The organism is Pseudomonas fluorescens (genome assembly GCF_019212185.1).
Taxonomy (GTDB): domain Bacteria; phylum Pseudomonadota; class Gammaproteobacteria; order Pseudomonadales; family Pseudomonadaceae; genus Aquipseudomonas.
In genome coordinates this window covers 4,708,824-4,729,697 of sequence record NZ_CP078138.1, presented here as the reverse complement: position 1 = coordinate 4,729,697, position 20,874 = coordinate 4,708,824, and the positions used below count along the sequence as shown (strand labels likewise).

Annotated in this window: 24 protein-coding genes; 7 read left to right on the top strand and 17 right to left on the bottom strand. The window is 61.3% G+C overall.

The features are described from left to right. Position 1 precedes the first annotated feature (1 nt). Both KW062_RS20990 and KW062_RS20985 read right to left on the bottom strand, forming a co-directional pair. Positions 2-871: an SDR family oxidoreductase gene (locus KW062_RS20990; protein WP_105753751.1), complete on the bottom strand. Its 870-nt coding sequence runs from the start codon at positions 869-871 to the stop codon at positions 2-4. 12 nt (positions 872-883) lie between these two features. Then, complete coding sequence (locus KW062_RS20985) at positions 884-2,674, bottom strand: acyclic terpene utilization AtuA family protein (protein WP_105753750.1); 1,791 nt, start codon at positions 2,672-2,674, stop codon at positions 884-886. A gap of 179 nt (positions 2,675-2,853) precedes the next feature. Between KW062_RS20985 and KW062_RS20980 the strand changes: the two genes are divergently transcribed. Together KW062_RS20980 and KW062_RS20975 are read left to right on the top strand one after the other, a co-directional pair. After that, positions 2,854-3,477 (top strand): TetR/AcrR family transcriptional regulator, encoded by a 624-nt coding sequence (locus KW062_RS20980; protein WP_027620218.1) that lies wholly within the window; start codon positions 2,854-2,856, stop codon positions 3,475-3,477. Between the two features lie 102 nt (positions 3,478-3,579). Next, a complete protein-coding gene (locus KW062_RS20975; RefSeq protein WP_027620219.1) occupies positions 3,580-4,374 on the top strand; it encodes a substrate-binding periplasmic protein in 795 nt (264 codons plus the stop codon). Positions 4,375-4,381: 7 nt separating this feature from the next. On the opposite strand, the gene KW062_RS20970 is transcribed toward KW062_RS20975, so the two are convergent. From KW062_RS20970 to dsbD, 4 genes are all read right to left on the bottom strand, one after another. Continuing rightward, positions 4,382-4,930, bottom strand: a complete 549-nt coding sequence (locus tag KW062_RS20970; protein ID WP_027620220.1) for an RNA polymerase factor sigma-70 — start codon at positions 4,928-4,930, stop codon at positions 4,382-4,384. Between the two features lie 248 nt (positions 4,931-5,178). Beyond that, positions 5,179-5,946, bottom strand: coding sequence for a thiol:disulfide interchange protein DsbG (gene dsbG / locus KW062_RS20965; protein WP_027620221.1), 768 nt, complete (start codon positions 5,944-5,946; stop codon positions 5,179-5,181). After that, entirely contained in the window at positions 5,922-6,788 is an 867-nt protein-coding gene (locus tag KW062_RS20960; RefSeq protein ID WP_027620222.1) for a TlpA disulfide reductase family protein, read from the bottom strand. The genes dsbG and KW062_RS20960 overlap by 25 nt, the downstream gene beginning before the upstream one ends. Further along, positions 6,788-8,521, bottom strand: coding sequence for a protein-disulfide reductase DsbD (gene dsbD, locus KW062_RS20955; RefSeq protein ID WP_105753749.1), 1,734 nt, complete (start codon positions 8,519-8,521; stop codon positions 6,788-6,790). Before dsbD ends, KW062_RS20960 begins: the two co-directional genes overlap by 1 nt. Before the next feature lie 153 nt (positions 8,522-8,674). On the opposite strand from dsbD, the gene KW062_RS20950 reads away from it, so the two are divergent. Both KW062_RS20950 and KW062_RS20945 read left to right on the top strand, forming a co-directional pair. Then, the gene (locus KW062_RS20950) at positions 8,675-9,355 is read left to right on the top strand and encodes a response regulator (protein WP_027620224.1); all 681 of its coding nucleotides are present in this window, start codon (positions 8,675-8,677) and stop codon (positions 9,353-9,355) included. After that, positions 9,352-10,674 carry an ATP-binding protein gene (locus KW062_RS20945; protein ID WP_105753748.1) on the top strand — a complete coding sequence of 441 codons (1,323 nt, stop codon included), beginning with the start codon at positions 9,352-9,354 and terminating at the stop codon, positions 10,672-10,674. The genes KW062_RS20950 and KW062_RS20945 overlap by 4 nt, the downstream gene beginning before the upstream one ends. Before the next feature lie 46 nt (positions 10,675-10,720). Here KW062_RS20945 and KW062_RS20940 read toward each other — a convergent pair whose 3' ends face one another. From KW062_RS20940 to soxR, 11 genes are all read right to left on the bottom strand, one after another. Further along, a complete protein-coding gene (locus KW062_RS20940; protein ID WP_027620226.1) occupies positions 10,721-11,548 on the bottom strand; it encodes a class I SAM-dependent methyltransferase in 828 nt (275 codons plus the stop codon). Between the two features lie 91 nt (positions 11,549-11,639). Then, a complete protein-coding gene (locus KW062_RS20935) occupies positions 11,640-12,608 on the bottom strand; it encodes a metal ABC transporter substrate-binding protein (protein ID WP_105753747.1) in 969 nt (322 codons plus the stop codon). After that, positions 12,609-13,508, bottom strand: coding sequence for a metal ABC transporter permease (locus KW062_RS20930; protein WP_027620228.1), 900 nt, complete (start codon positions 13,506-13,508; stop codon positions 12,609-12,611). Next, entirely contained in the window at positions 13,508-14,260 is a 753-nt protein-coding gene (locus KW062_RS20925; protein ID WP_027620229.1) for a metal ABC transporter ATP-binding protein, read from the bottom strand. Before KW062_RS20925 ends, KW062_RS20930 begins: the two co-directional genes overlap by 1 nt. Continuing rightward, positions 14,257-15,186, bottom strand: a complete 930-nt coding sequence (locus KW062_RS20920; RefSeq protein ID WP_027620230.1) for a metal ABC transporter substrate-binding protein — start codon at positions 15,184-15,186, stop codon at positions 14,257-14,259. Before KW062_RS20920 ends, KW062_RS20925 begins: the two co-directional genes overlap by 4 nt. 34 nt (positions 15,187-15,220) lie before the next feature. Then, positions 15,221-15,796 (bottom strand): DUF6162 family protein, encoded by a 576-nt coding sequence (locus tag KW062_RS20915; protein ID WP_027620231.1) that lies wholly within the window; start codon positions 15,794-15,796, stop codon positions 15,221-15,223. After that, positions 15,793-16,140, bottom strand: coding sequence for a hypothetical protein (locus KW062_RS20910; protein ID WP_027620232.1), 348 nt, complete (start codon positions 16,138-16,140; stop codon positions 15,793-15,795). The genes KW062_RS20915 and KW062_RS20910 overlap by 4 nt, the downstream gene beginning before the upstream one ends. Then, positions 16,137-16,643, bottom strand: a complete 507-nt coding sequence (locus KW062_RS20905; RefSeq protein WP_306218772.1) for a thiamine pyrophosphate-binding protein — start codon at positions 16,641-16,643, stop codon at positions 16,137-16,139. The genes KW062_RS20910 and KW062_RS20905 overlap by 4 nt, the downstream gene beginning before the upstream one ends. Positions 16,644-16,678: 35 nt before the next feature. Beyond that, a complete protein-coding gene (locus KW062_RS20900; RefSeq protein WP_105753745.1) occupies positions 16,679-17,890 on the bottom strand; it encodes a PepSY-associated TM helix domain-containing protein in 1,212 nt (403 codons plus the stop codon). Between the two features lie 243 nt (positions 17,891-18,133). Further along, positions 18,134-18,592 (bottom strand): VOC family protein, encoded by a 459-nt coding sequence (locus KW062_RS20895; RefSeq protein WP_027620235.1) that lies wholly within the window; start codon positions 18,590-18,592, stop codon positions 18,134-18,136. Between the two features lie 131 nt (positions 18,593-18,723). After that, entirely contained in the window at positions 18,724-19,182 is a 459-nt protein-coding gene (gene soxR / locus KW062_RS20890; protein WP_027620236.1) for a redox-sensitive transcriptional activator SoxR, read from the bottom strand. A 92-nt stretch (positions 19,183-19,274) separates the two neighbouring features. Here soxR and KW062_RS20885 point away from each other — a divergent pair, with 92 nt between their 5' ends. The 3 genes from KW062_RS20885 (at position 19,275) to KW062_RS20875 (ending at position 20,727) form a co-directional block, all read left to right on the top strand. Further along, on the top strand, positions 19,275-19,640 hold the full coding sequence (locus tag KW062_RS20885; RefSeq protein WP_105753744.1) for an antibiotic biosynthesis monooxygenase: 366 nt from the start codon (positions 19,275-19,277) through the stop codon (positions 19,638-19,640). Between the two features lie 106 nt (positions 19,641-19,746). Further along, positions 19,747-20,016, top strand: a complete 270-nt coding sequence (locus KW062_RS20880; protein WP_027620238.1) for a hypothetical protein — start codon at positions 19,747-19,749, stop codon at positions 20,014-20,016. A 96-nt stretch (positions 20,017-20,112) separates the two neighbouring features. Next, positions 20,113-20,727: a LysE family translocator gene (locus KW062_RS20875; protein WP_105753743.1), complete on the top strand. Its 615-nt coding sequence runs from the start codon at positions 20,113-20,115 to the stop codon at positions 20,725-20,727. Positions 20,728-20,874 lie beyond the last annotated feature (147 nt).

The window sequence follows — 20,874 nt, the reverse complement described above, 5'->3', positions numbered from 1 at the left end:
ATCAGTCTCCATCCCTCAGCACATCGGGCAGATAGGCGCGATGAAAACCGTTGAATGACTCGCTGTGCTGCGCTTTGTGCAGCGGCCACGCCCGGCTTCCCAGGCTCGCTGCGCCGTCGATGCGCAATGTGCTGCCGCTTATGAACGACGCGGCCGGACTCAGCAGGAAGACGATCGCCGCGCTGACTTCCGATTCGGTGCCAATACGTTTGAGCGGCACGTGTTCGCGCAGGGTCGGGATCACCGCCTTAAACGCGCCTTCGTAGGTGTCCATGCCGCTTGAGGCAATCCAGCCGGGGGCGACGGCGTTGACCCGGACCCCGGCATAGCCCCATTCGAACGCAGCAGTCTTGGTGAAATTGTCCATGCCCGAGCGCGCTGCGCCCGAGTGGCCCATGCCGGGCATGCCGCCCCACATGTCGGCGAGCATGTTGACGATGGCGCCGCCGCTTTTGCTCATCGACTGGTTGAACACTTCGCGGGCCATCAGGAAGCCGCCCACCAGATTGGTGCGCATCACCGTTTCAAAGCCTTTCTGGTTGATCGACGCCAGGGGCGCGGGGTATTGGCCGCCGGCATTGTTGACCAGGCCCTGGATCGAGCCGTGATCTTCGATCAGTTTTTTCACCAGTTGCCTGACTGAGTCTTCCTCACGGATATCGCAGGTGTGCCAACTGGCCTGACCACCGTCCTCGATGATTTCCATGGCCACCGCTTGCAGCTTTTCCGGCTTGCGCCCCACCAACACCACGTGGGCGCCGAGGGCCGCCAGTTCGTGCGCGGTGCAGCGGCCGATGCCGCTGCCACCACCGGTGACGATAATGGTCTGGCCGGCAAACAGATCGGGTTTGAAGATTGAATCAAATGCCACGGCGACAGCCCTCTAGTTGACTTGGTCAGCGATGTGTTGCGGTACCGGAATCTGGATTTCCAACAACTGCTGGGCAAAGGCCTTGCCCTGTGGGTCGATCCGCAGGCTCGCCACGCCACCGCCACCAAGGGCGTTTTCCAACAGGAAATTCAGGCTATGGCTACCTGGCAGATACCAGCGCTCGACCCGGCCGTGGATCGGGTCGAGCGCATGGCGCATCCAGTCAACGACCACCTCGGGAGTCAGCGCCTCGGCGATCCATGGCAGGTAATCGGGCGAGCGGGCCATGACCCCGATATTGCTGTGATTACCCTTGTCGCCGGATCGCGCCACCGCCAGTTTTACCAGCGCCACACTGGCGTCCGCCTGGCCCTGGGGTTTGGGCGTTATGAATGGCAAGGGCAGGTCGGCGCTGTCGAGATGATCAAGGGCGGGCAGGACGCAGGGGTGGCGATGGCCTTGCAGGTCGACGGTCAGGGTGCAGGCGGATTTGTCGATGAGAAAGGAGAACAGGCGGATTAGTGGATAGACCGTGGGGCGACCACCGACGATGCCGGTCAAGCCAGGCGCCATGCCGGTGGCAGCTTGGGCGATCTCCCGGGAAAACAGCACCAGCGCCTGTTTGCTCGGATGCCGCACGGCGAGCTTGATCACCACTTCGCGGCTGTCCTGGCGCTGGCCATGGGGGCCGTAGGTCGCTTCGCTGCCCAGCAGTTCGATATTCACCTCGGTGTAGGGCGCCCAGCCGCGCTGCTCGAACATCTGCGACGTTTTATTGATGATCGCTTCGCTCACTCGATGGGCCTTGGCGACGGCGTCGATGCCGGCGATCAGGCAACTGGCGGTGCAGCGAAAGCCGTCCGGGTAAGTGGCACTGACTTTGTATTGCGCGGTCGGTGCGAGGCCCTTGGCGCCGTGTACCTGGACCCGATCCTTGCCCTGCTGATGAAGTTTCACCTGGCTGAAATCGCAGATCACATCCGGCAGCAGGTAGGCCCGTGGGTTGCCGATCTCATACAGCAGTTGTTCGCCCACGCTCAACGGGCTGATCAAGCCGCCGGTGTCGGGCGCCTTGCTGACGATGAACTGGCCGTCGTCCTGCACCTCGACCACCGGGAAGCCGATGTGCTCGTAGTCCGGCACTTCGCGCCAATCGGTGAAATTGCCGCCGGTGCACTGTGCGCCGCACTCGATGATGTGCCCGGCCAATGCCGCCTGGGCCAGTTTGTCGTAGTCCTGCCAGGACCAACCGAACTCATGCACCAGGGCCGCGCTGACCACGGCGCTGTCGACCACCCGTCCGGTGATGACGACGTCCGCACCCAGTCGTAGCGCTTCGACAATGCCCGGGGCGCCGAGGTAGGCATTGGTCGACACACAGAATGCCGGCAAGGGCGCATCGTTGAACATCTCCCGTACCCCGCTGGCCGCCAGTTGCGGGAATTGCGGCTGCAGGTCGTCGCCCAGCAGCACGGCAATTTTCAGCGCCAGTCCGGCCTTGTCGCAGGCGGTTTGCAGGGCGGCGGCGCAGGCCTGTGGATTGACTCCGCCGGCGTTGCTGATCACCCGAATTCGTTGCTCGGCGATGGCCGGCAGCAGCGGCGCGAGGACTTCGACGAAGTCACTCGCGTAGCCGGCCTGGGGATCTTTCATACGTGCCCCGGCCAGCAGTGACAGGGTGATTTCTGCCAAGTAGTCGAACACCAGGTAGTCCAGGGCGACGCCTTCAACCAGTTGGGCTGCGGCGGTGGAGGTGTCGCCCCAAAAGGCACTGGCACAACCGATACGCACGGTTTTATTCATGGCAAGCCTCCGACGGAAGTGCTTCGAGGCTACCAAGCAAGCGCTTGGTTTGTAAAGTCCGATCAGATCTTCTTCCCAAGCGCTTGCTTGGTTGCCGCGTCGGGCTTAAATTGCCCGCGCAGCCCACAGCGTTCGTGGTGCGTGCGCACAGGTGATCGAGCGACTGTAGGAGAGAATGGGTGGACGAGCAAAAAGCCCTGCTGGTAATGCGTGAACTGGTCGACAGCGGCCAACTGACCGACCCCGACAGTGCGCGCGGCAAATTGCTGCAGATGGCCGCCCACCTCTTTCGCAACAAGGGCTACGAACGCACCACGGTGCGCGACCTGGCCAGCGCGGTGGGTATTCAGTCCGGGAGCATTTTTCATCACTTCAAAAGCAAGGATGAAATCCTGCGGGCGGTGATGGAGGAAACCATTCGCTACAACACCGCCTTGATGCGCACCTCGCTGGCCCAGGCCGGCAGCGTGCGTGAGCGAGTGTTGGCGCTGATTCGCTGCGAACTGCAATCGATCATGGGCGGCAGCGGCGAGGCGATGGCGGTACTCGTCTATGAGTGGCGATCCCTGTCCGAGGAGGGCCAGGTTCAGGTGCTGGCATTACGCGATATCTACGAGCAGATCTGGTTGCAGGTGCTGGGTGAGGCGAAAGAGGCAGGCTTGATCCGCGGCGACGTGTTCATTACTCGACGCTTCATGACGGGTGCGCTGTCCTGGACCATCACCTGGTTCCGTCCCGATGGCAGCATGAGCCTCGATCAATTGGCCGATGAGGCGTTGCTGCTGGTGCTCGCGGAACAATGACATTTCAGTCAAAACGCATTAAATAGCCATCATTGCGTTGTCTAAGCCGGAGTAACCGCCTAACTTAGTCGAGTAAGTGCATTTCAAGGGTGGTTCAAACCGATGTATTCGCCAGTTCGGATGGCTTCTCGGGTGGTGTTGGTGGCGCTCTGCGCGCTGCTGGTGGCGCCGACCTGGGGCGCGCAGGTGGTGCGTATCGGTGCGGCCCATTTTCCGCCCTACACCATCCGCCCCGAAAACGGCATCGACATCGGTTTGTTGCCGCAACTGATCGTTGCCTTGAACCAGTTCCAAAGCGACTATCAATTTGTCCTGGTCCCCACCTCCATCCCGCGGCGCTTTGGTGACTTCCAGCAGGGGCGGATCGACATGGCGATCTTCGAAAATCCGCAATGGGGTTGGCAGGAGATAGCTTACACGGCCGTCGACATGGGCCTGGAAGACGCGGAAGTATTCGTCTCGCAACGCTTGCCAGAGCGCCAGCAGAGCTATTTCGATGACCTGAAGGACAAGCGTCTGGCGCTGTTCAACGGCTATCACTACGCCTTCGCCCAGTTCAATGCCGACCCCCGCGACCTGATCAGTCAGCATAACGCTACCTTGACCTACTCCCATGACAGCAACCTGCTGATGGTGCTGCGTGGCCGTGCCGACATCGCCTTGGTCACCCGCTCGTTCTTCAGCGACTACCTGCTGCGCAATGACGGCGTCGGGCCGAAACTGCTGGTCTCGGAACGGATTGACCAGATCTATCACCACTACGCCTTGTTGCGGCCACAGGCGCCGATCAGTGCGGCGGCTTTTGCGCGGATGCTCCAGGGATTGCGCGACAACGGCCAGATGCTGAAGATTTTCGACCCGTACAAAATTGCCCTGGTCGCCGTGCCCCCGAGCTGAAATGGAACTAGTAACGGGCGAAGGTGGCGCCTCGGGTGTCGGAAACTTCTCGGCAATGCACCAGCGCATCGCGAATCATGAAGTTGACGAGAGTCGGCGAGACACCCAGTTCCCTGGCGATGTCCTTTTGTGGCACGCCGTGCAGGCGGTACATCTCAAAGGCATAGCGGGTGCGGCTCGGCAGTTCGCCGAGGGCATCGGCGATCGTTTCCAGGGTGCGGAAGTTGCTGTGCGAGATTTCCGGCGACGCACCGTGGATGACCACATTCAAGCCTTCCTCTTCAGGCCCTGAGTACTTCTGCTCCAGTGCCTGCTTGCGGTAATGGTCGATCGCCAGGTTGCGTACGATCTGGAACAGATAGCTCAGCTGCGCCTTGAACGAGGATGTGATGTGTGGCGCCGACTGCAAGCGAAAGAATGCGTCCTGCACAACGTCTTCAGCACGGGAACGGCAACCGGTAATGCGCGCTGCGATTTTCACCAGTACCGGCCGGTTATCAACAAATGCCTGCAGTAGCGGTGAGTCGTACCTGCCGTGGGAAACGTTTTCCATCATGGAAGTCACCTTGTCGCAAAAAGTTGGTAGGACGACCAGCGTTTCGGAACCGTCCTACGATCCAGCGACAAGCTATGACTAATGATAATAATTGTCAATTAGGAATGGTTATTGATTCTGTCCTGGGACGGGTTTTCGAACGATTGCACATCGATCAGACCGTCGCTATTCATGGACCGATTGGCTGCTCCTGTAAGTCGGTGCCCGATGCTGGGTCTGCATCGATTGGCAACGTGTTTTTCGCGGCCTCACTTCGGCCCGAGTATCTTCGTCAGTTTGTCCGGTGACGGGGCGCCTTGTTGCTGTTGCAACTCGCCCTTGTCATCCATGTAGAAAATCGCCGGGGTGGCGGACAGTTCCAGTTCGTCCATCAGGCGCATGTTGTCGTCGAGCTTGGCCTGGACGTCGGCAGGGATGCTCTTCAAGGCTTTCAGCGTGCTTTTCTTGCCGGCTTTTTCATGTTCATCCAGAGCCTTCGCCGGGTCCTTGCTGGCCAGCAGTGCGGCGGACTTGCCCGGGCTGTCTTCGCGGATGATGCCGACCATGATATGCCGCAGCTGCACCTTGCCGGCCTTGACCCAAGGCCGAGCCTGTTCCCAGAACATGGTGCAGTAGGGGCAGTTAGGGTCGCTGAACAGGTACACCACGCGAGGCGCATTCTTGTCGCCGTCAGCGATCCAGTGGCTGGCGTCCATCTTCGCCCAGACTTCCTTGGCCATCGGCGCATAGACCAGTTTCTGCAGAGGCTCGGCGCTCAAGTCTTTGCCATCGGCGTCGTACAGGTTGCCCAGCAACACGTGTTTGCCGTCCGGTGTCAGGTAAAGGGCCATGCCGCGATTCTGGTACTGCGCGGCATACCCGCGCAAGCCGTCCGGAGCATCGAAGCTGCCGATGATTTTCGCGCCCTTGGCCTCGATCTTGCGGAGCGCCTCGGGCAGCTCTTCAGCCTGCAACAAAGGGCTCTGCAGCAGGGCGGTGCCCAGGGTCAACGTCAGCAGGTGGCGGAAGCGGGGCATGGCAATTTCCTTGTTGTATGGGGCTGAGTGGCTGCGTCGGGGCTGCCGAAGTTTTCCAGCGCCCGGGCCAGACTGGCATCAGAGAGTTCGCCGAGATGGCTGGCCAGCAGACGACCTTCGGCGTTATAGAAAAGGGTGGTAGGCAGCGCCATGGAGCCAACGGCCTGGCCCAGGCGACCACCGCCATCGAACAGGATATTGGTCAGGCTCAGGCCCTGGGTGGCGAGGAAGGTGCTGACGCTCTGCATGCTTTCGCCTTGATTGACGAACAGGAAGGTCAGGTCCGGGCGCTGTTGCTGGGCGTTTTCCAGCACCGGCATCTCCCGGCGGCACGGCGGACACCAGGTCGCCCAGAGATTGATCACCAGCGGGCCACCCTGATAGTCCGTGAGTTGCACGGTTTCCCCGGCGGCGTTGCGCAAGGTGATGTCTGGCAATCGGGTACCCTGTTCGTAGAGGTTCAGCGACAGACTCGCCAACAGCCAGAACATCAGACCAGTGCCGACCCCATAACCCAAAGGCTTGCGCAGGCCCACGCGGCGCCAGCCCCACAGGACGGTCGCCAGCAACAGGACAATGACCCCGGGCCAGACCAGGAAGCCGCCGTCACGCAGGTCGATGATCTGCCACGGATCACCGTGGTAGTGAGCCCAATAGGCAATCACAAAGCCGACGCGGGCGGCGAGCAAGCCCAGCAGGAACAAACCGAACAGCACCGACTCGGGATTTTCACCGCCACGTTTGGCCACTCGCCAACCGACAAAAGTCGCCAATGCCAGGGCACTGATCAACAGCAAGTGATTGAGCGCGATGGCGAACGTGCCCAGGGTAAAAGTCAGCATCAGCGGGCGTCCCGGGTGATGTTCCAGCGATGCAGGAAGCCAGCGGCATCGACTTCACCGGTAATCCGCTGGCTACGGCGTTCTTCGCCATCGGCACCGATCCACAACAGGCTGGGTGGCCCCGGCACTTTGTAGCGTGCGAGCAGCTCGCGGCTCGCGGGATTGTCGGCGGTCACGTCAAGGCGCACCAGGCGGACATCCTTGAGTGCAGCCATGACCTCGGTCTTGCCGAATACCTGTTTTTCCATGATCTTGCAGGACACGCACCAGTCGGCGTAATAGTCCAGCAGCACCCATTGACCCTGGCCCCGAGCGGCGTCCAGTTCAACCTGCAACGCGGCGGGGTTGTTGACGGTGACAAAGGCATCGTGGGCGCTAGGGCTGGCTGCAGTGCCAGAGGTTTGCCCGCGATAGATCTGCAAAGGTTTGAACAGGTCGTCCGTGCCGCCCGCAGCCCCCACCAGCAACACCGCGCCCCACACCCCTGACAGCAGGGCCAGACTGCCAAACAGGTAGGCGACGCGACCGAAACCGCCGGTCTGGCGCCAGGCGCTGTAGGCGATGATCAGCAGCAACGCGCCCCACAGGCCGACCCACAGCGACTCATCGAGCACCGGGCGCACCATGACCAGCGCGGTGCCGAGAAACAGGAAGCCGAATACGCCTTTGAGCAGGTTCATCCAGGTGCCGGGCTTGGGCAGGAAACGATTGCCCACCGTTACCAGTAACAGCAGTGGCAGGCCGATCCCCAGGCCCATGGTGAACAGGATCAAGCCACCGTGCAGGGCGTTGCCGCTTTGGGCGATATACAGCAGCGCGCCGGCGAGCGGGGCGGTCATGCACGGGCCGACCAGCAAGCCGGACAGGGCGCCGAGGATTCCGGCGCCGAGTAGACTGCCGCCGCCCTGTTTGCGACTGGCGTTTTCCAGGCGATCACGCACAGCGACCGGCAATTGCAATTCGAAAAAGCCAAACATCGGCAGGGACAACAGCACAAAGATCAGTGCAAAACTGCCCAGCAACCAAGCGTTCTGCAGCAACGCCTGCAGGTTGGCCCCGAGCATCGCGGCGAGCACGCCGAGGGCCGCGTAGACCAGGGCCATGCTCACTACATAACTGCCGGCCAGAGCAAACCCACGCTTGGCACTGGCGCCACTGCCGACGATCAGACCCGCAAGAATGGGCAGCATCGGCAGCGAACAGGGGGCAAAGGCCAGCAACAGGCCCAGGCCGAAGAACACCAGCAGGCTCCAGCCCAGTGCGTGTTGTTGCAGTCCGCTGGCGAGGGCCTGGTCTGGGGCTTCAGAGGCGGCGCCTGGCGGGGTGCCGCCAAGGTCGACAACCTGGGTTTGTGGCGGGTAGCACAGGCCGGCATCGGCACAGCCCTGATAGCCGACCTTGATTTGACCGGTGGCGCCGGCCGGGATCTTCAGTTCCAGGCCCTGGCGATACACCTGCTGGTCACCGAAGAACTCGTCACTGTGGTCCTCGCCCTTGGGCAGCGCGGGTTTATGGGCGTCGGCCAGGCCGTTGAAGGTCAGGCGTTTCTGGTACAGGTAATAGCCGTCGGCAATCTGCCAGAACAGTTGGGTTTCCCCGGATTCCAGGCGTTCGGAGGTCAGGACGAAGGCTTTGCCCACAGGCAGGAAGTCAGGTTTGCTTTCGAACGGATTGGACCCGGCCTGGGCCAGGCTGGCAAAAAAAACCAGGAACAGTAGAAACAGACGACGCATGGGCAAACCTTATTACCGGTACAAGTGGAGGCACGATGACGGCTGGCGATTAACCGATGATTAACCGCGCTGTCCTTGTGGAGCAGGCGACTGGGGCATAATGTCCGCTTAATCGGCAGTTGTCTTAATCACCCTTTTTCAACAGGTCACACCATGCACGTACTTGTCTGTGAAGATGATGAGCTGATCGCCAGCGGCATTGTAGCCGGACTCACTGCCCAGGGCTTGACCGTAGAGCACGTGGCCACGGCGTCGGCTGCGCGGGCCATGCTCAAGGTCGCCGAGTTCGATGTGATGGTGCTCGATCTGGGTCTGCCCGATGAAGATGGCCTGAAACTATTGCAGCAATTGCGTCACCAGGGCCTGGAGATTCCGGTACTGATTCTCACCGCACGCGACTCGGTGACTGATCGCGTCGATGGCCTGCAGGCGGGCGCCGACGACTACCTGCTCAAACCCTTCGACCTGCGCGAACTGGCTGCGCGCCTGCACACCCTGTTGCGCCGGGTGGCGGGGCGCAGCGTCAATCTGATCGAGCATGGTGCCCTGAGCTACGACCCGAGCAGTCGCGAAACCCTGCTGGCCGGGCAGCCGGTGGACTTGTCCCGGCGCGAGCAATCGCTGCTGCAAGCCTTGCTGCATAACCGTGGGCGAGTACTGTCCACCGAGCAATTGAAAGACAGCGTGTACGGCTTCAACGATGAGTTGGAGAGCAATGCCCTCAATGTGCACATCCACCATCTTCGGCGCAAACTCGGCAATGGCATCGTCGAGACAGTGCGCGGCCTAGGCTATCGCCTCGGTCCTGCCGACGGCCCCGAGCCGCGCAAATGATGAGTTTGCGTTTGCGTCTGAGCCTGACGCTCGGCGTGGCTTTTGCGATGATCTGGGCCTTGGCGGCCGCCTGGATGCTCAGTGATCTGCGCAATCAGATGATGTTTTCCCTCGATCAACGGCTGGTCGCCTCGGCACGCATGGTGGCCGGTCTGTTGGAGCAATTGCCGACCCTGCCGAGCAAGGGCGAGGGTACCCATTTCAGCGCCGAGCAGTTGACCGTTCCGGGCGGCATGGCCTGCCAGGTCAGTTCCCTGCGTGGCGAAATCCTCGCACGCAGCCACACCACCCCTGAGCAAACCCTGGAAGCGGAAAAAATCGGCTTTCATGACCAGATGATCGACGGTGTGCGCTGGCGCAGTTTCACCCTGGTGCGCGACGACCTGCGCATCACCACGGCCGATCGCCAAGTGGAACGCGAAGCGCTGAACATGTCGGTCCTTCTCACTGCCTCAGTGCCGGTGGGCGTGGCGCTGCTGGGGTGTCTGTGTCTGTTGTGGCTAGGCATTGGCCAGGGCCTGGCACCGCTCAACCGCATGCGCGATGCCCTGATGCGGCGCAGCGCCGATTCACTCGAGCCATTGCAGGTGCAGCCGCTGCCGAGTGAGTTGCAGCCCTTGCTGGAAACTCAGAACCAATTATTCCAGCGGATCGGCAGGACCATCGAGCGTGAGCGTCGGCTGACCGGCGACGCAGCCCACGAATTGCGCAGTCCGCTGACCGCGATCAAGACCCACCTGCAAGTGGCGCGTATGACCGAGGGCGCTGCCCGCGATCAATCCCTGGCCCGCGCCGAAGAAGGAGCCGATCGTCTGCACCGGACCCTGGAGCAACTGCTGCTGTTGGCCCGGGTCGAGGGCAGCCTGTCGTTTGACGACGGGGTGCAGTGCAATGCCGAACAGGTGGCGCGCCTGGCGATCCAGGATGCGTCGAGCGGAGACCGTGCGCGGATTCGTCTGCAACTGCCTGCGAGTTACTCACAGGCACCGCTGCAAATGCCGGCGGTGCTGGCGATTGCCGCATTACGCAACCTGCTGGACAACGCCCTGCGTCACACGCCCGACGACGCGCCGGTGGAACTGAGCCTGGAAACCATCGGCAATCGCCTGCGTTTCCAGGTCCGCGACCACGGCCCGGGCATCGCCGCCGACGACCTGCAACACCTGACCCAACGCTTCTGGCGTAACAGCACGAGCAACGGTTGCGGACTGGGCCTGGCGATTGTCCAGGCAATCGTCCAGCGCTGTGGCTGTGTCCTGCATTTCGACAGTCGCCCGGATGGCCTGCGGGTCGAGTTGACCGTACCGTTGCAAGCCTGAAAACCCATGAAGCCCCAGACCACATTCCAGGTCTGGGTGATGCGCCTCAGGCTTGCCGCTTGATCGCTTGCAGGGTGTAGCTCAGCGGCAGGCGCCACGGTGCTTGCTTGAGGCGATATTCGCCGCGGTCGTCGCAGACCATCTGCCCCGGCAGAGCTTCCCAGGGAATGCTCTGATGCTCCACCAGGCCACTGATCTGCAGGCCATGCTTGAGCAGGGCGCTGATGATCTCGCCCATGCCGTGATTCCACTCATGGGACAGTGTGGCGGTCAAGGTCTGGTCGGTTTCGACATAGGTGCCGGGGTCATCCCAGGCCAGCGGCGTCTCGCATTCGAAGTAGGGTTGTTCGACGGACAGCAGGTCCTGGCGGCTCTCGTTCAGGGTCCACAGCATCGGATGGCCTTCACGAATGAACAGCCGTCCGCCGGGCTTGAGTAGATGGCTCACGGTACGTGCCCAGCGGTCGATGCTGGGTAGCCAGCACAAGGCGCCGATGCCGGTAAAGACCAGATCAAAGCCGCCGGCCGGCAGTACCTGGGGCACGTTGTCGATTTCCGATTCGAGGTAATCGATGGCCGTGTCGCAACGCCTGGCCAGTTCTCGCGCCTGGTGCAGGCTGGCCGCCGAGAAGTCCACCCCGCTCATTTGCGCGCCGAGGCGCGCCAGCGACAGGGTGTCGGTGCCGATGTGGCATTGCAGGTGGATCCCGCGCAAGCCGGCGATGTCACCGAGCAACGGCAGATCGAAACGCACGACCTCGGAGAGAAAGCGCGGATCGTCGACAAAGGACTGCACCGCGTATTCCCCGGACGCCGCATGCAGCGGCGCGCGGTCGTCCCAGTTGGCTTTGTTGTGCTTGATGTAGTCACTCATGTGGAGACCCGATCCTTGTCTGTCCTGAGGGGGAGGCGGGCAGACTAGCATCGGGTTCTTCATCGGTTCCTGAGGGTTTTTGTAAGCATCCTCAGGATTTCTGCAGCAGCGCGTTCAACAGTTGGTCAATGTTGCCCGAGAGCTCGGCCAGCGGATCGTCGCCATCGGTGCTCAGCACCAGCAACTGACTGCCTGCCGCCGTAATCGCAGCCTTCAGCGCATCTGACGGCTGGCGATGGTGCAGGACCAACGCCACATCGTTGTCCTTCAGGCTGGCGCTCAGCTGTTGCAGGGCCTCGGGCGTCCATTCGTTGTCGGTGCGCGCATCGACACCCGCCGACTCCAGATTCAGGCCGCTGATCAGATAGTCAAAGTGATCGCTGAGGCTGAACACGCTGAGGTTGTCAGCATCGGCCAGTTTCGCCTCGCTGTCGGCGCTGAGTTTGAGCAGGCGTTGCTTGAAAGTGGCCAGGTTGCTGTCGATCTTCGCCTTGGCGTCGGGCACCAGGCGTACCAGGTCGGCGGCGATCACGTCGGCCATGCGTCCCAGGTTGTTGCTGCTCATCCAGGGTTGGCTGTTCAGGCCGTCGCTCTTGCCCGGTTGCAGGGCGACCCCGGGCAGCGCGCCATCCACCGGGCGCGCGGCGTCGATTTCGACGATGCGGATATTGCTGCGCCGGGCGTTGGGGTAGAGCGGGTCATCGGGCCACAGCGAGCGCAGGCCGATCACCGCATCAGCGTCCAATGCGAGCTTGTGCAGGGCCGGGGCGCCGCGTCCGGTGAAATACGACGCCTGGCGCGAGCCCGGCAAATTGGCCGGTGCCGCCCGTTCCAGGCTGATGTCGGTACCCTCGACCAGGCAGCTCGCCAGGCCGTAGGTGATCGGCAACGAAGCCAGTACCAGGACCTTATGGCTGGAGGTCGCGCCATGCAGTGCGGTATTGCCGATGCCGTTGCTGGCGACCACGCGCATCGGTTCGAAACGGTCGCTGGCGAAGGTGCTGTTGGCCAGGCCGCAAAGAGCGAGGGCCAGGGTCAGTTGGCGCAAGGTAAAAGACATTTATCCAATATTCCCTTTGAGGCTGGGGACCACGCCGCGCGCGATGGCGGCCAGGGCGAAGGCCATGCCGGCCACCAGAATGATTGCCGCGCCGGAGGGGATCGGCAGGTCGAAGACGATGGGCGCAAGAATCCCGCACAGAGTGCTGATGGTTGCGATCAACACCGAGCACCAGAAGAAACCCTTCAGCGACTGGCTCAACAGGCGCGCGGCAGCGGCCGGGATCACCAGCAGCGCGCCCACCAGGATGGCGCCGATGACTTTTACTGCCGCTACAGTGATCAGCGTTACCAGGATCACGAACAGGTAATCGAGGGTTTTCACTGCCACGCCGCGAACCGCCGCCAATTGCGGGTTGAAACTGGCGAGCATGATCCGGTTGTACAGCGGCAGGCTCAGGCCCATCACCAGCGAGCCGACGATGGCCAATACCAGCAAGTCATTGCCGTTGACCGTCAGCACCGAGCCGAACAGCACGTTCTCGAGAATGTGCACGTTAATCTTGCCGGCGAGGATCAACAGCAGGCTGGCGCCCATGGCCAGGGACACCGAGAGGAAGACTCCGATCAGGGTGTCCGGGGCGAGTCCTGTGCGGTTGCGCAGGTAGTTGAGCAGAATGCCGAACAACAAGCAGTAGCCGAACAGGCTGCCGTAAGGACCGGTGTAGGGTTCGCCGAGCAAAATGCCGATGGCCACGCCGGTGAGAGCCGCGTGACCGACTGCCTCGGAGAAAAACGCAAAGCGCTTGACCACCACCAGCGTACCCAGCCCGCCCAGGACCGGGCCGATCAGCAGGCCGGCGAGCAGGGCGTTGACCACAAACCCGTAGGCCAGCGCTTCTGGCAGGTAGCCGGAGGACGCCCAGCCCTGGATCATCAAACGAAAGGCTTCGTAACTCATCACGCCGCGCTCCCGCTGGTCCGTGGGTGGGTGGAAAACAGGCTCAGCAGGCGTTCCGGAGTCAGCGCCTGTTGCGGCGTGGCGTCGAACAGTACCCGGCGATTGAGCCCGGTGACGCGATCGGCCAGGCGGCCAACGGCTTCCAGGTCGTGCTCGATCCACAACACGGTGATTCCGGCCTGGCGCCAGTCGTTGAGCAGGCGCTCGAATACCTGGATTCCGGCTTCGTCGAGGGCTGACATCGGTTCGTCGAGCACCAGCAGTTGCGGGGCCGGAATCAGGCCTTGGGCCAGCAGCACCCGCTGGCGCTCGCCGCCGGACAGCGCGCCCATGCGCCGCTTACGCTTGTCTTGCATGCCCACGCGTTCCAGCGCGGCGTCGATGGCAGCGCTGTAGTGGCGGCTGATGCCGAGAAACGCCGGGCGCCGCTGGCACATGGCGGCCATGAAATCGTCGACGGTCATCGGCAGTCCTCGATCGAACTCCAGCGCCTGCGGCACGTAACCGATAGTGCCTGGCTCGCCGGGCCATTGCAGGCTCAGGCGACCCTGATGGGGCATCTGGCCGAGCAGGGTCTTGATCAGCGAGCTCTTGCCGCCACCATTGGGGCCGACCAGCGCGTGCACGCTGCCGGGCTGAACCTGGAAACTGACGCCCTGGAGAATCGTGGTGCGGCCGAGGCTCAGGCTGACGTCTGAAAACTCCACGGCGGGACCGGCCAGCGACACGCTGAGGTTTTGCTGGATGGTCATGCGCCGGCCTCCTGAATCGCCCGGACGACAGTGTTGAGGTTGCCGGTCATTTCTTTTTCATACTTCTCGGCGCTGTATTCACCGTAGGAAATGTGCGACAGCGGGTAGAGTTTTACTCCCGATTCACGCTGGATGGTGTCGACATACGCAGACGGGAAATCCATCTCCGAGAAGATCACCTTGACGTCCAGTTCGCGCAGTTGGTCGATGGTTTTCTTCAACTGGCTCGGGCTCGGCTCGATGCCGTGGGCCGGCTCGACCACAGCGGTCACTTCCAGGCCGAATTCACGCAGCAGGTAGTCGTAGGCGGCGTGAACCGTGGCCACCCGCAGGTCGGCATTGGGTGCGGAGGTCAGTTTGGCCAGGGCGTCGGCGCGCATCTGCCGCAGGCGTTTGCCATAGGCGCGGGCGTTCTGGGTGTAGGTCTTGGCGTTGTCCGGGTCGAGCTTGCCCAGCTCCCGGGCGATGTTGTTGACCTGGGCAATGGAGGCGCTGATTGACAGGAAGGTGTGCGGGTTAACCACTTTGCCGGCGCCGCGTGCGGCAATCCCGGTGGCGGCCAGCAACGGCACGTTCTCGTTGGCTTCGATCACCTTGACGTTGGGGGTTTCACTGGCGGCGATCATGCGGTCGGCGAAGTCGTCGTGGCCGACACCGTTAAGCACAATCACATCGAGGCCGGCGATACGCTTGATGTCTTCGGCGCGGGGTTCGTAGGCATGGGGGTTGAAGCCCGCCGGAATCAGCGGCACCACTTCCGCCTTGTCACCGACGATATTGGCCACGTAGCTGTAGTACGGATGCAGGGTGATACCAATGCGCAGGCGTTTGGCCTGATCGGCGCTGGCCAGGGGCATGATGATCAAGGCCATGAGGCCGATCAGCAGGCGCTGCAAAAAACGAGGACGTGAAGATGAACTGGACATGGGCAAGCGGTCTTCTCTCGGAGGAATGCGCAAATCAGTGTTTATGCTGACGGGTGACACCGGCGTCGAATTGAGCGACGACCTGTTTCCAGCCCGCGCTGCTTAGTGCGCTGTCGGCCAGGTCGCCAGGGGCTTTCAGGTCTTTGCTGCGATTGAGCCAGATGTCCGGCTCGGCTTTGCCTTCGGCGTTCAGGCGCATCAGGAACGAACCGGCCACTTCAGGGGCCTGGCTCTGGCCAAAGTAGGCGTTGCTGTCGAGCAACTGCCAGGCATGGCCGCCACGGCTGACCGAGCTGGCGTCCTGGGCAAAAGGCGCAAAGCCTTCGTCGGCAAGGAGTTGCGGGGTCGGCAGGGCCTGTTGTTCTTCGCGCAACAGCTGGATTTCGTCGAGGGTCACCCGCAGGTCGGCGTAAATACCTTGCTCGGCAGCGCTGAGGTCGCGGCGGGCATCCAGTTGATGGGACTCGACGCTGCTGATGACCTGGGATTCGCCGCGCCAAAGCACAACCGAGCCGGCAACCGCGAGGATCGCCAGGCACAGCAGCAGGACATATAGGGTTTCGTGGCCGGCACCGGCCGGGCGCACGAGTTGGGTGGTGGGCGTGCTCATGGGGCCTCGATATCCGCTTGGTCGATTTCGACCACGTGGCCTGGGCCGGCGTCGAACAGGACGTAGAATTCAGCGCCGGGTTTTTTGAAGGTCACGGTCGAATCGGCGCCGAGCTTGCCCGGGACCAGGATGGTCTCGTCATAGCCGATCACATCCAGGGTCACCCCCGGTGCGCCGCTGCCATCGGAAAAACCACCGGTGCAGCGAATCTGCTCGGCATCGATGGCCTTGCATTCGCACATTGGGTTGTGGGCCAGTGCCTGTGCGCTGAAACCTGCGCCCAAAGCCAGAAACAGTGCACTGCCAAGCAGGCGCAGTGGGGAATTACGGCGGGCAACGGTCATGGTTTGCCTCCTTGTTTGTTCAGCCAGGCGAGGGTCGCGGGGGAAGCGTTGGCGAGCGGTACGGCGGCCTGGTGCATGCTGCCGTCCCAGCCTTCCATGGTGATCCAGATTTCGGCGTCGGCGTTGGTCTTCTGCGGGATCGGCAGGGTCGCGCCCATGCGATAGGGCGAACCAAAGAAAATCACCCCGGCGGCGCGCAAGCTGCGGGGTTTGCCGATACGCAGATACGTAGCCTTGACCTCACTGATACAGGCCTGGCACAGCGCTGCGTTGAAGCTCTTCATGTAGCCCGCCGGCCCGGAGTTGAGCGGCGCTTCGTTGCGCAACTCAGCCAGTTGCAGGCTCCAGGGGCCGACCTGGATCTCGCCGATTTCACGTTCGCCCAGGCCGCTATCGCCACGAAACAGCGCGACGTCGGCGAAGTACTTGGGCATGAATCCCAGCGGGATCAACAGCAGCAGGATGTTGATATGAAAACGATACTTGTGCCAAAGCTGGCTCAAGCGTGACGGTTGTGGTGTTACGGCGCTGACCTTGCTCACAGGTTGCCCTCTGGCGAGTTGCTGTTCATGGCTGCAACCGGTTGTTCAACCTTGGCCGCACGGGGTGGCTTGTTGCTACGTTTCAGGGCATTGGCGGTGGCCAGGGCGGTGCGCTTGGTCCAGATCAGCAAGCCGCTAAGGACCATCATGCTCAGCACCAGGCCGAAGAAGAACCAGATCATCTTGATCCACAGGCCACCAAAGTCGCCGGTGTGCAGCGGACGCATGGATTCGGTAACGAACTCCAGCCCGGTGCGGTCCGACAGCAGGCGCGAGGCATCGATCTCGCCGTTGTAGGGGTTGATGGTGGCGGTCTGGAACATCAGCGGATACCAGCCACGGCCACCTACGTTCAAGTGGCTATAGGCATTGCTCGGCAGGCTGACGAAGCTTGCCTCGAGCCCGGGGATTTTCTCCTGGGCGATGAGGATGGCGTTGTCCAGGTCGATGATTTTCGGCGGTGAACCGTCCGCCGAGACCGGCACGCTTTCGCGGGCGACCACTGGAATCACTGGCTCGCTGGAAATCGAGATGTGGTTGTCGAACAGCAGCGCTTCGATCAGGAACCAGATGCCGGTGACCGAGATGACCGCGATGAACCAGATCGACCAGATCCCGCTCAGGCGATGGAAATCGCCCCAGAAAATCCGCGCGCCATGGTTGAAACGCAGGGTCGGCTTGAAAAAGCCTTTCCAGAACTTTTTGTACACCACCAGGCCAGTAATTAACGACACCAGCAGGGGAATGCCGAGGAACGACACCAGGTACCAGCCCCAGCTGAATCCATTGGTGAAGGGCACCAGCCACCAGCCATGCAAGGCCCGAGTGAAGGCTTCGAAGTTGAAGTCCGGGCTGATGCCCTGGATAACCCCCGTGTAGGGGTTGACGTAGACCGACACCGAACGCCCATCCGGATAGCTCACACTGGCGGTCAAGGCGAAGTGGGATTCATCCGAGCGGCTGATGGATTCGACGATGGTTTGCGGCTCGGCCTTGTTGATGGCGGTGAGCACCTGCTGGTAACTGAGCAGTTCGGCATCATCGGACGGCTTGCTGGCGCGAACATCGGGGTTGGCCAGCCAGACAATTTCCTGGCTGACAACGGCCAGGGTGCCGGTGACGCAGACGATCAGCACAAAGAACCAGATGGGCAATGCCAGCCAGCTGTGCACCAGAAACCACAGTTTGGAGCGGGATTTCTTCGACATGAATGAGGGTCTTGATTCGATGAGAGGAGCGGTGCGGGGGCACCGTTATTCCTGAAAAGCCGGCCGTAGCTTTTGCCTACGCGGCGGGCTGCATCTAGTTAAGACGAATGAGAATCAAAAAACCCGAAAATTAAGATGAAACCAAATGTTTCTAAATGGCTTTCAGAAAGCTGGAGGGGGCGCGCAGAGGCCCCGTCGGCCTGCACTGGTGCGTGTAAGGCCGAGCTTCTATGGGGAGTTTTATTATTGAGGCTTGAACATGTCCTTGGCCCGCTCTTCGATCTGCGCCTGAGTCAGCTCTTCCTTGTGGGTGGCGAGAAACCACAGGTGCCCATAGGGGTCTTTCAAGGTGCCCGAGCGGTCGCCGTAGAATTGGTCCTTGACCTCTGAAACGACAGTGCCACCGGCGTTGATTGCCTGGAGGTAGCTTTTATCGACATCTGCGACATAAAGATGTAGCCCGACGGATGGCGACGCATCCGGATTGCGCAGTGGGCCTTGATCGCATGGCGTGCCCAGCATGATGGGGAAGCCGCCGATCCGCAGCTCAGCATGGCCGACGGTTCCGTCCGGCATTGACAGGCGCATGACTTCGGTCGCGCCGAAGGCTTTCTTGTAGAACTCGATGGCTTCGGCGGCCTTGGCGATGCCGAGGTAGGGGGTGATGCACTGGAAACCGTCGGGAATGGGTTTGACGCTCATGACCGTTCTCCTTTATTGGGCGGGACGTAGCAGGGCGGTGTGCGGTCAACTCACTATAAGCCAGCCTCACCCGCCCATAGATGTGCCCGACGGGGTGCAGAAAGTGCCATCAAAGTGCCGTTTGGTCATGTTCAAGTCTCGGGCTTGAGCAGTTGCGCCCCGGAGCCCTGTTCGCCGAGTACATCGGCGTAGTTACGCAGTGGACAGGCTTCCATCGACAGGCAGCCACAGCCGATGCAGCCATTGAGCTTGCTGCGCAGCAAGGTCAATTGCCGGATGCGCTCATCCAGATCATTGCCCCACTTTTCCGACAGCAGCTTCCAGTCCGCGGCATTCGGCGCGCGATGGTTGGGAAGGGACTTGAGCGCCTCGCCGATTTCTGCAAGGGGAATGCCCAGGCGCTGCGCCACCTTGATCAACGCCACCCGGCGCAGCACTTCGCGCGGATAGCGTCGCTGATTGCCCTGGTTGCGATTGCTGTGGATCAGCCCCTTGGACTCATAGAAGTGCAGGGCGGTAACCGCCACGCCACTGCGCTCGGCCAATTGCCCGACACTGAGTTCCTTGTGCAGGTTTTCTTTTTCAATCATCTCGTTTGTCGCTTGACCTTTACTTAACTGGAGGTTTTATCCTGCCCGCCTTCAACTCGCAAGTTGCGATCGACGCGCCAGGGGGAATCCTCATGCAATCGCTGGAAAAAAATCGCAGTTTCACTCAATTGATCGAATTTGATGTCGAACCTGATCAACAGCACGCTTTAGTGCTGGCGTTGTCGGCGCAGACCGAGCATCTGGCGCAGCATAGTCAAGGGTTTCTCAGTGCCAGTGTGCAGGCCAGCGACGATGGCCGGCGGGTGCTCAACTATCTGCAATGGCAATCGCGTGAAGCTGGAGAAGCGGCTTTTCAGGGGATAGAGAGTGGCGAGCGGGATTTCTGGCAATTGATCCGGGCTCACCAGGCCAAAGGCGTCACCTTCGGCAGCTTCCAGGTCCTGCGCAGTATTGAACGCAGTGAGGACAATGCCCTGCACTGCAGTCTGGTGAGTTGAATCGGTTAAAACGCCGATAACGACTATCGAGCGCGATGATTTTTCTCCCGTGAGGTCCACGAGTAGCCTGTGTCCATTGCCCAGCGCCGCTCACAGGACCTTTTCGATGAACACTCTTCTTGCTCTCTCGCTGCTCAGCGTCGTAACGGTGCTTGCCGGTTGTGCCAGCCATCCCGCCCCGGAACTGCGCCCCTACACGGCCGCGGAACAACGTGAGCTATCTCTGGAAGCGCTTAACCGTCGTGGCCTGTCCTTTGATGAGTACCAGGCGAAAAAAGCCGAGCTGCTCGGCGAGCCGCGTAAAAACTATGGCTTCGACCAACAGGGCGAGATGAACGCCGAGCGCGGCCGAGTGCTGCAGGGGCGCGCCAGCTGAGTGACTGTACCGCTCGAAGTTTTCCCCAACTGTGCGTGGGCTTCGCACAGGGGCTGCGATAGGGTCAATATCTGACTGCCCTGATGGAATCGCACCATGACCCTCTCCCTGGATTTACTGCTGGGCTTTGCCCTGTTTGCGCTGGTGACGTCGATCACTCCCGGACCGAACAACACCATGCTGCTGGCGTCCGGTGTCAATTTCGGGTTCAACCGCACCATTCCCCACATGCTCGGCATTACCTGCGGTTTTTTCATCCTGGTGCTGGCCGTCGGCTTTGGCCTGGGCGCGGTCTTTCAAAGCTATCCTGTGCTGTACAACGTGCTGCGCGTCGTGGGTGCGAGCTATTTGTTGTACCTGGCATGGAAGATCGCCCATTCCGGGCCGGTCTCGGATTCCGCGGACGGCCAGGCTAAACCTATCAGTTACCTGGGCGCGGCGGCCTTTCAATGGGTCAATCCGAAGGCTTGGATCATGGCCATTGGTGCCATCAGCACCTACACCCCGCTGCAGGGTTATTTCACCAATGTGATCGTGATTGCGGGGGTATTTGCTTTGATCAACCTGCCCAGTGTCGGTGTCTGGGTGGTCTGTGGCAGCCTGTTGCGCAATGTCCTGCGCGATCGCCGCTGGCTGCGTCTGTTTAACTGGGGCATGGCCTTGCTGTTGGTTGCGTCGCTGTACCCTATGCTGCATGAAAGCTTCGGTTGACGAGTGCTTCAACCCGGAGTCCGATGCCTGTTAAGCTGAACTTCAGGAGCGTTCCTACGCACTTTTAAATGAAGTTGTCTTTCTTTAACTGCATCCGATCAGGCATTGCTGAATTCTTCTGTGATCCGCCGCCTTTTCAGGCGTGAT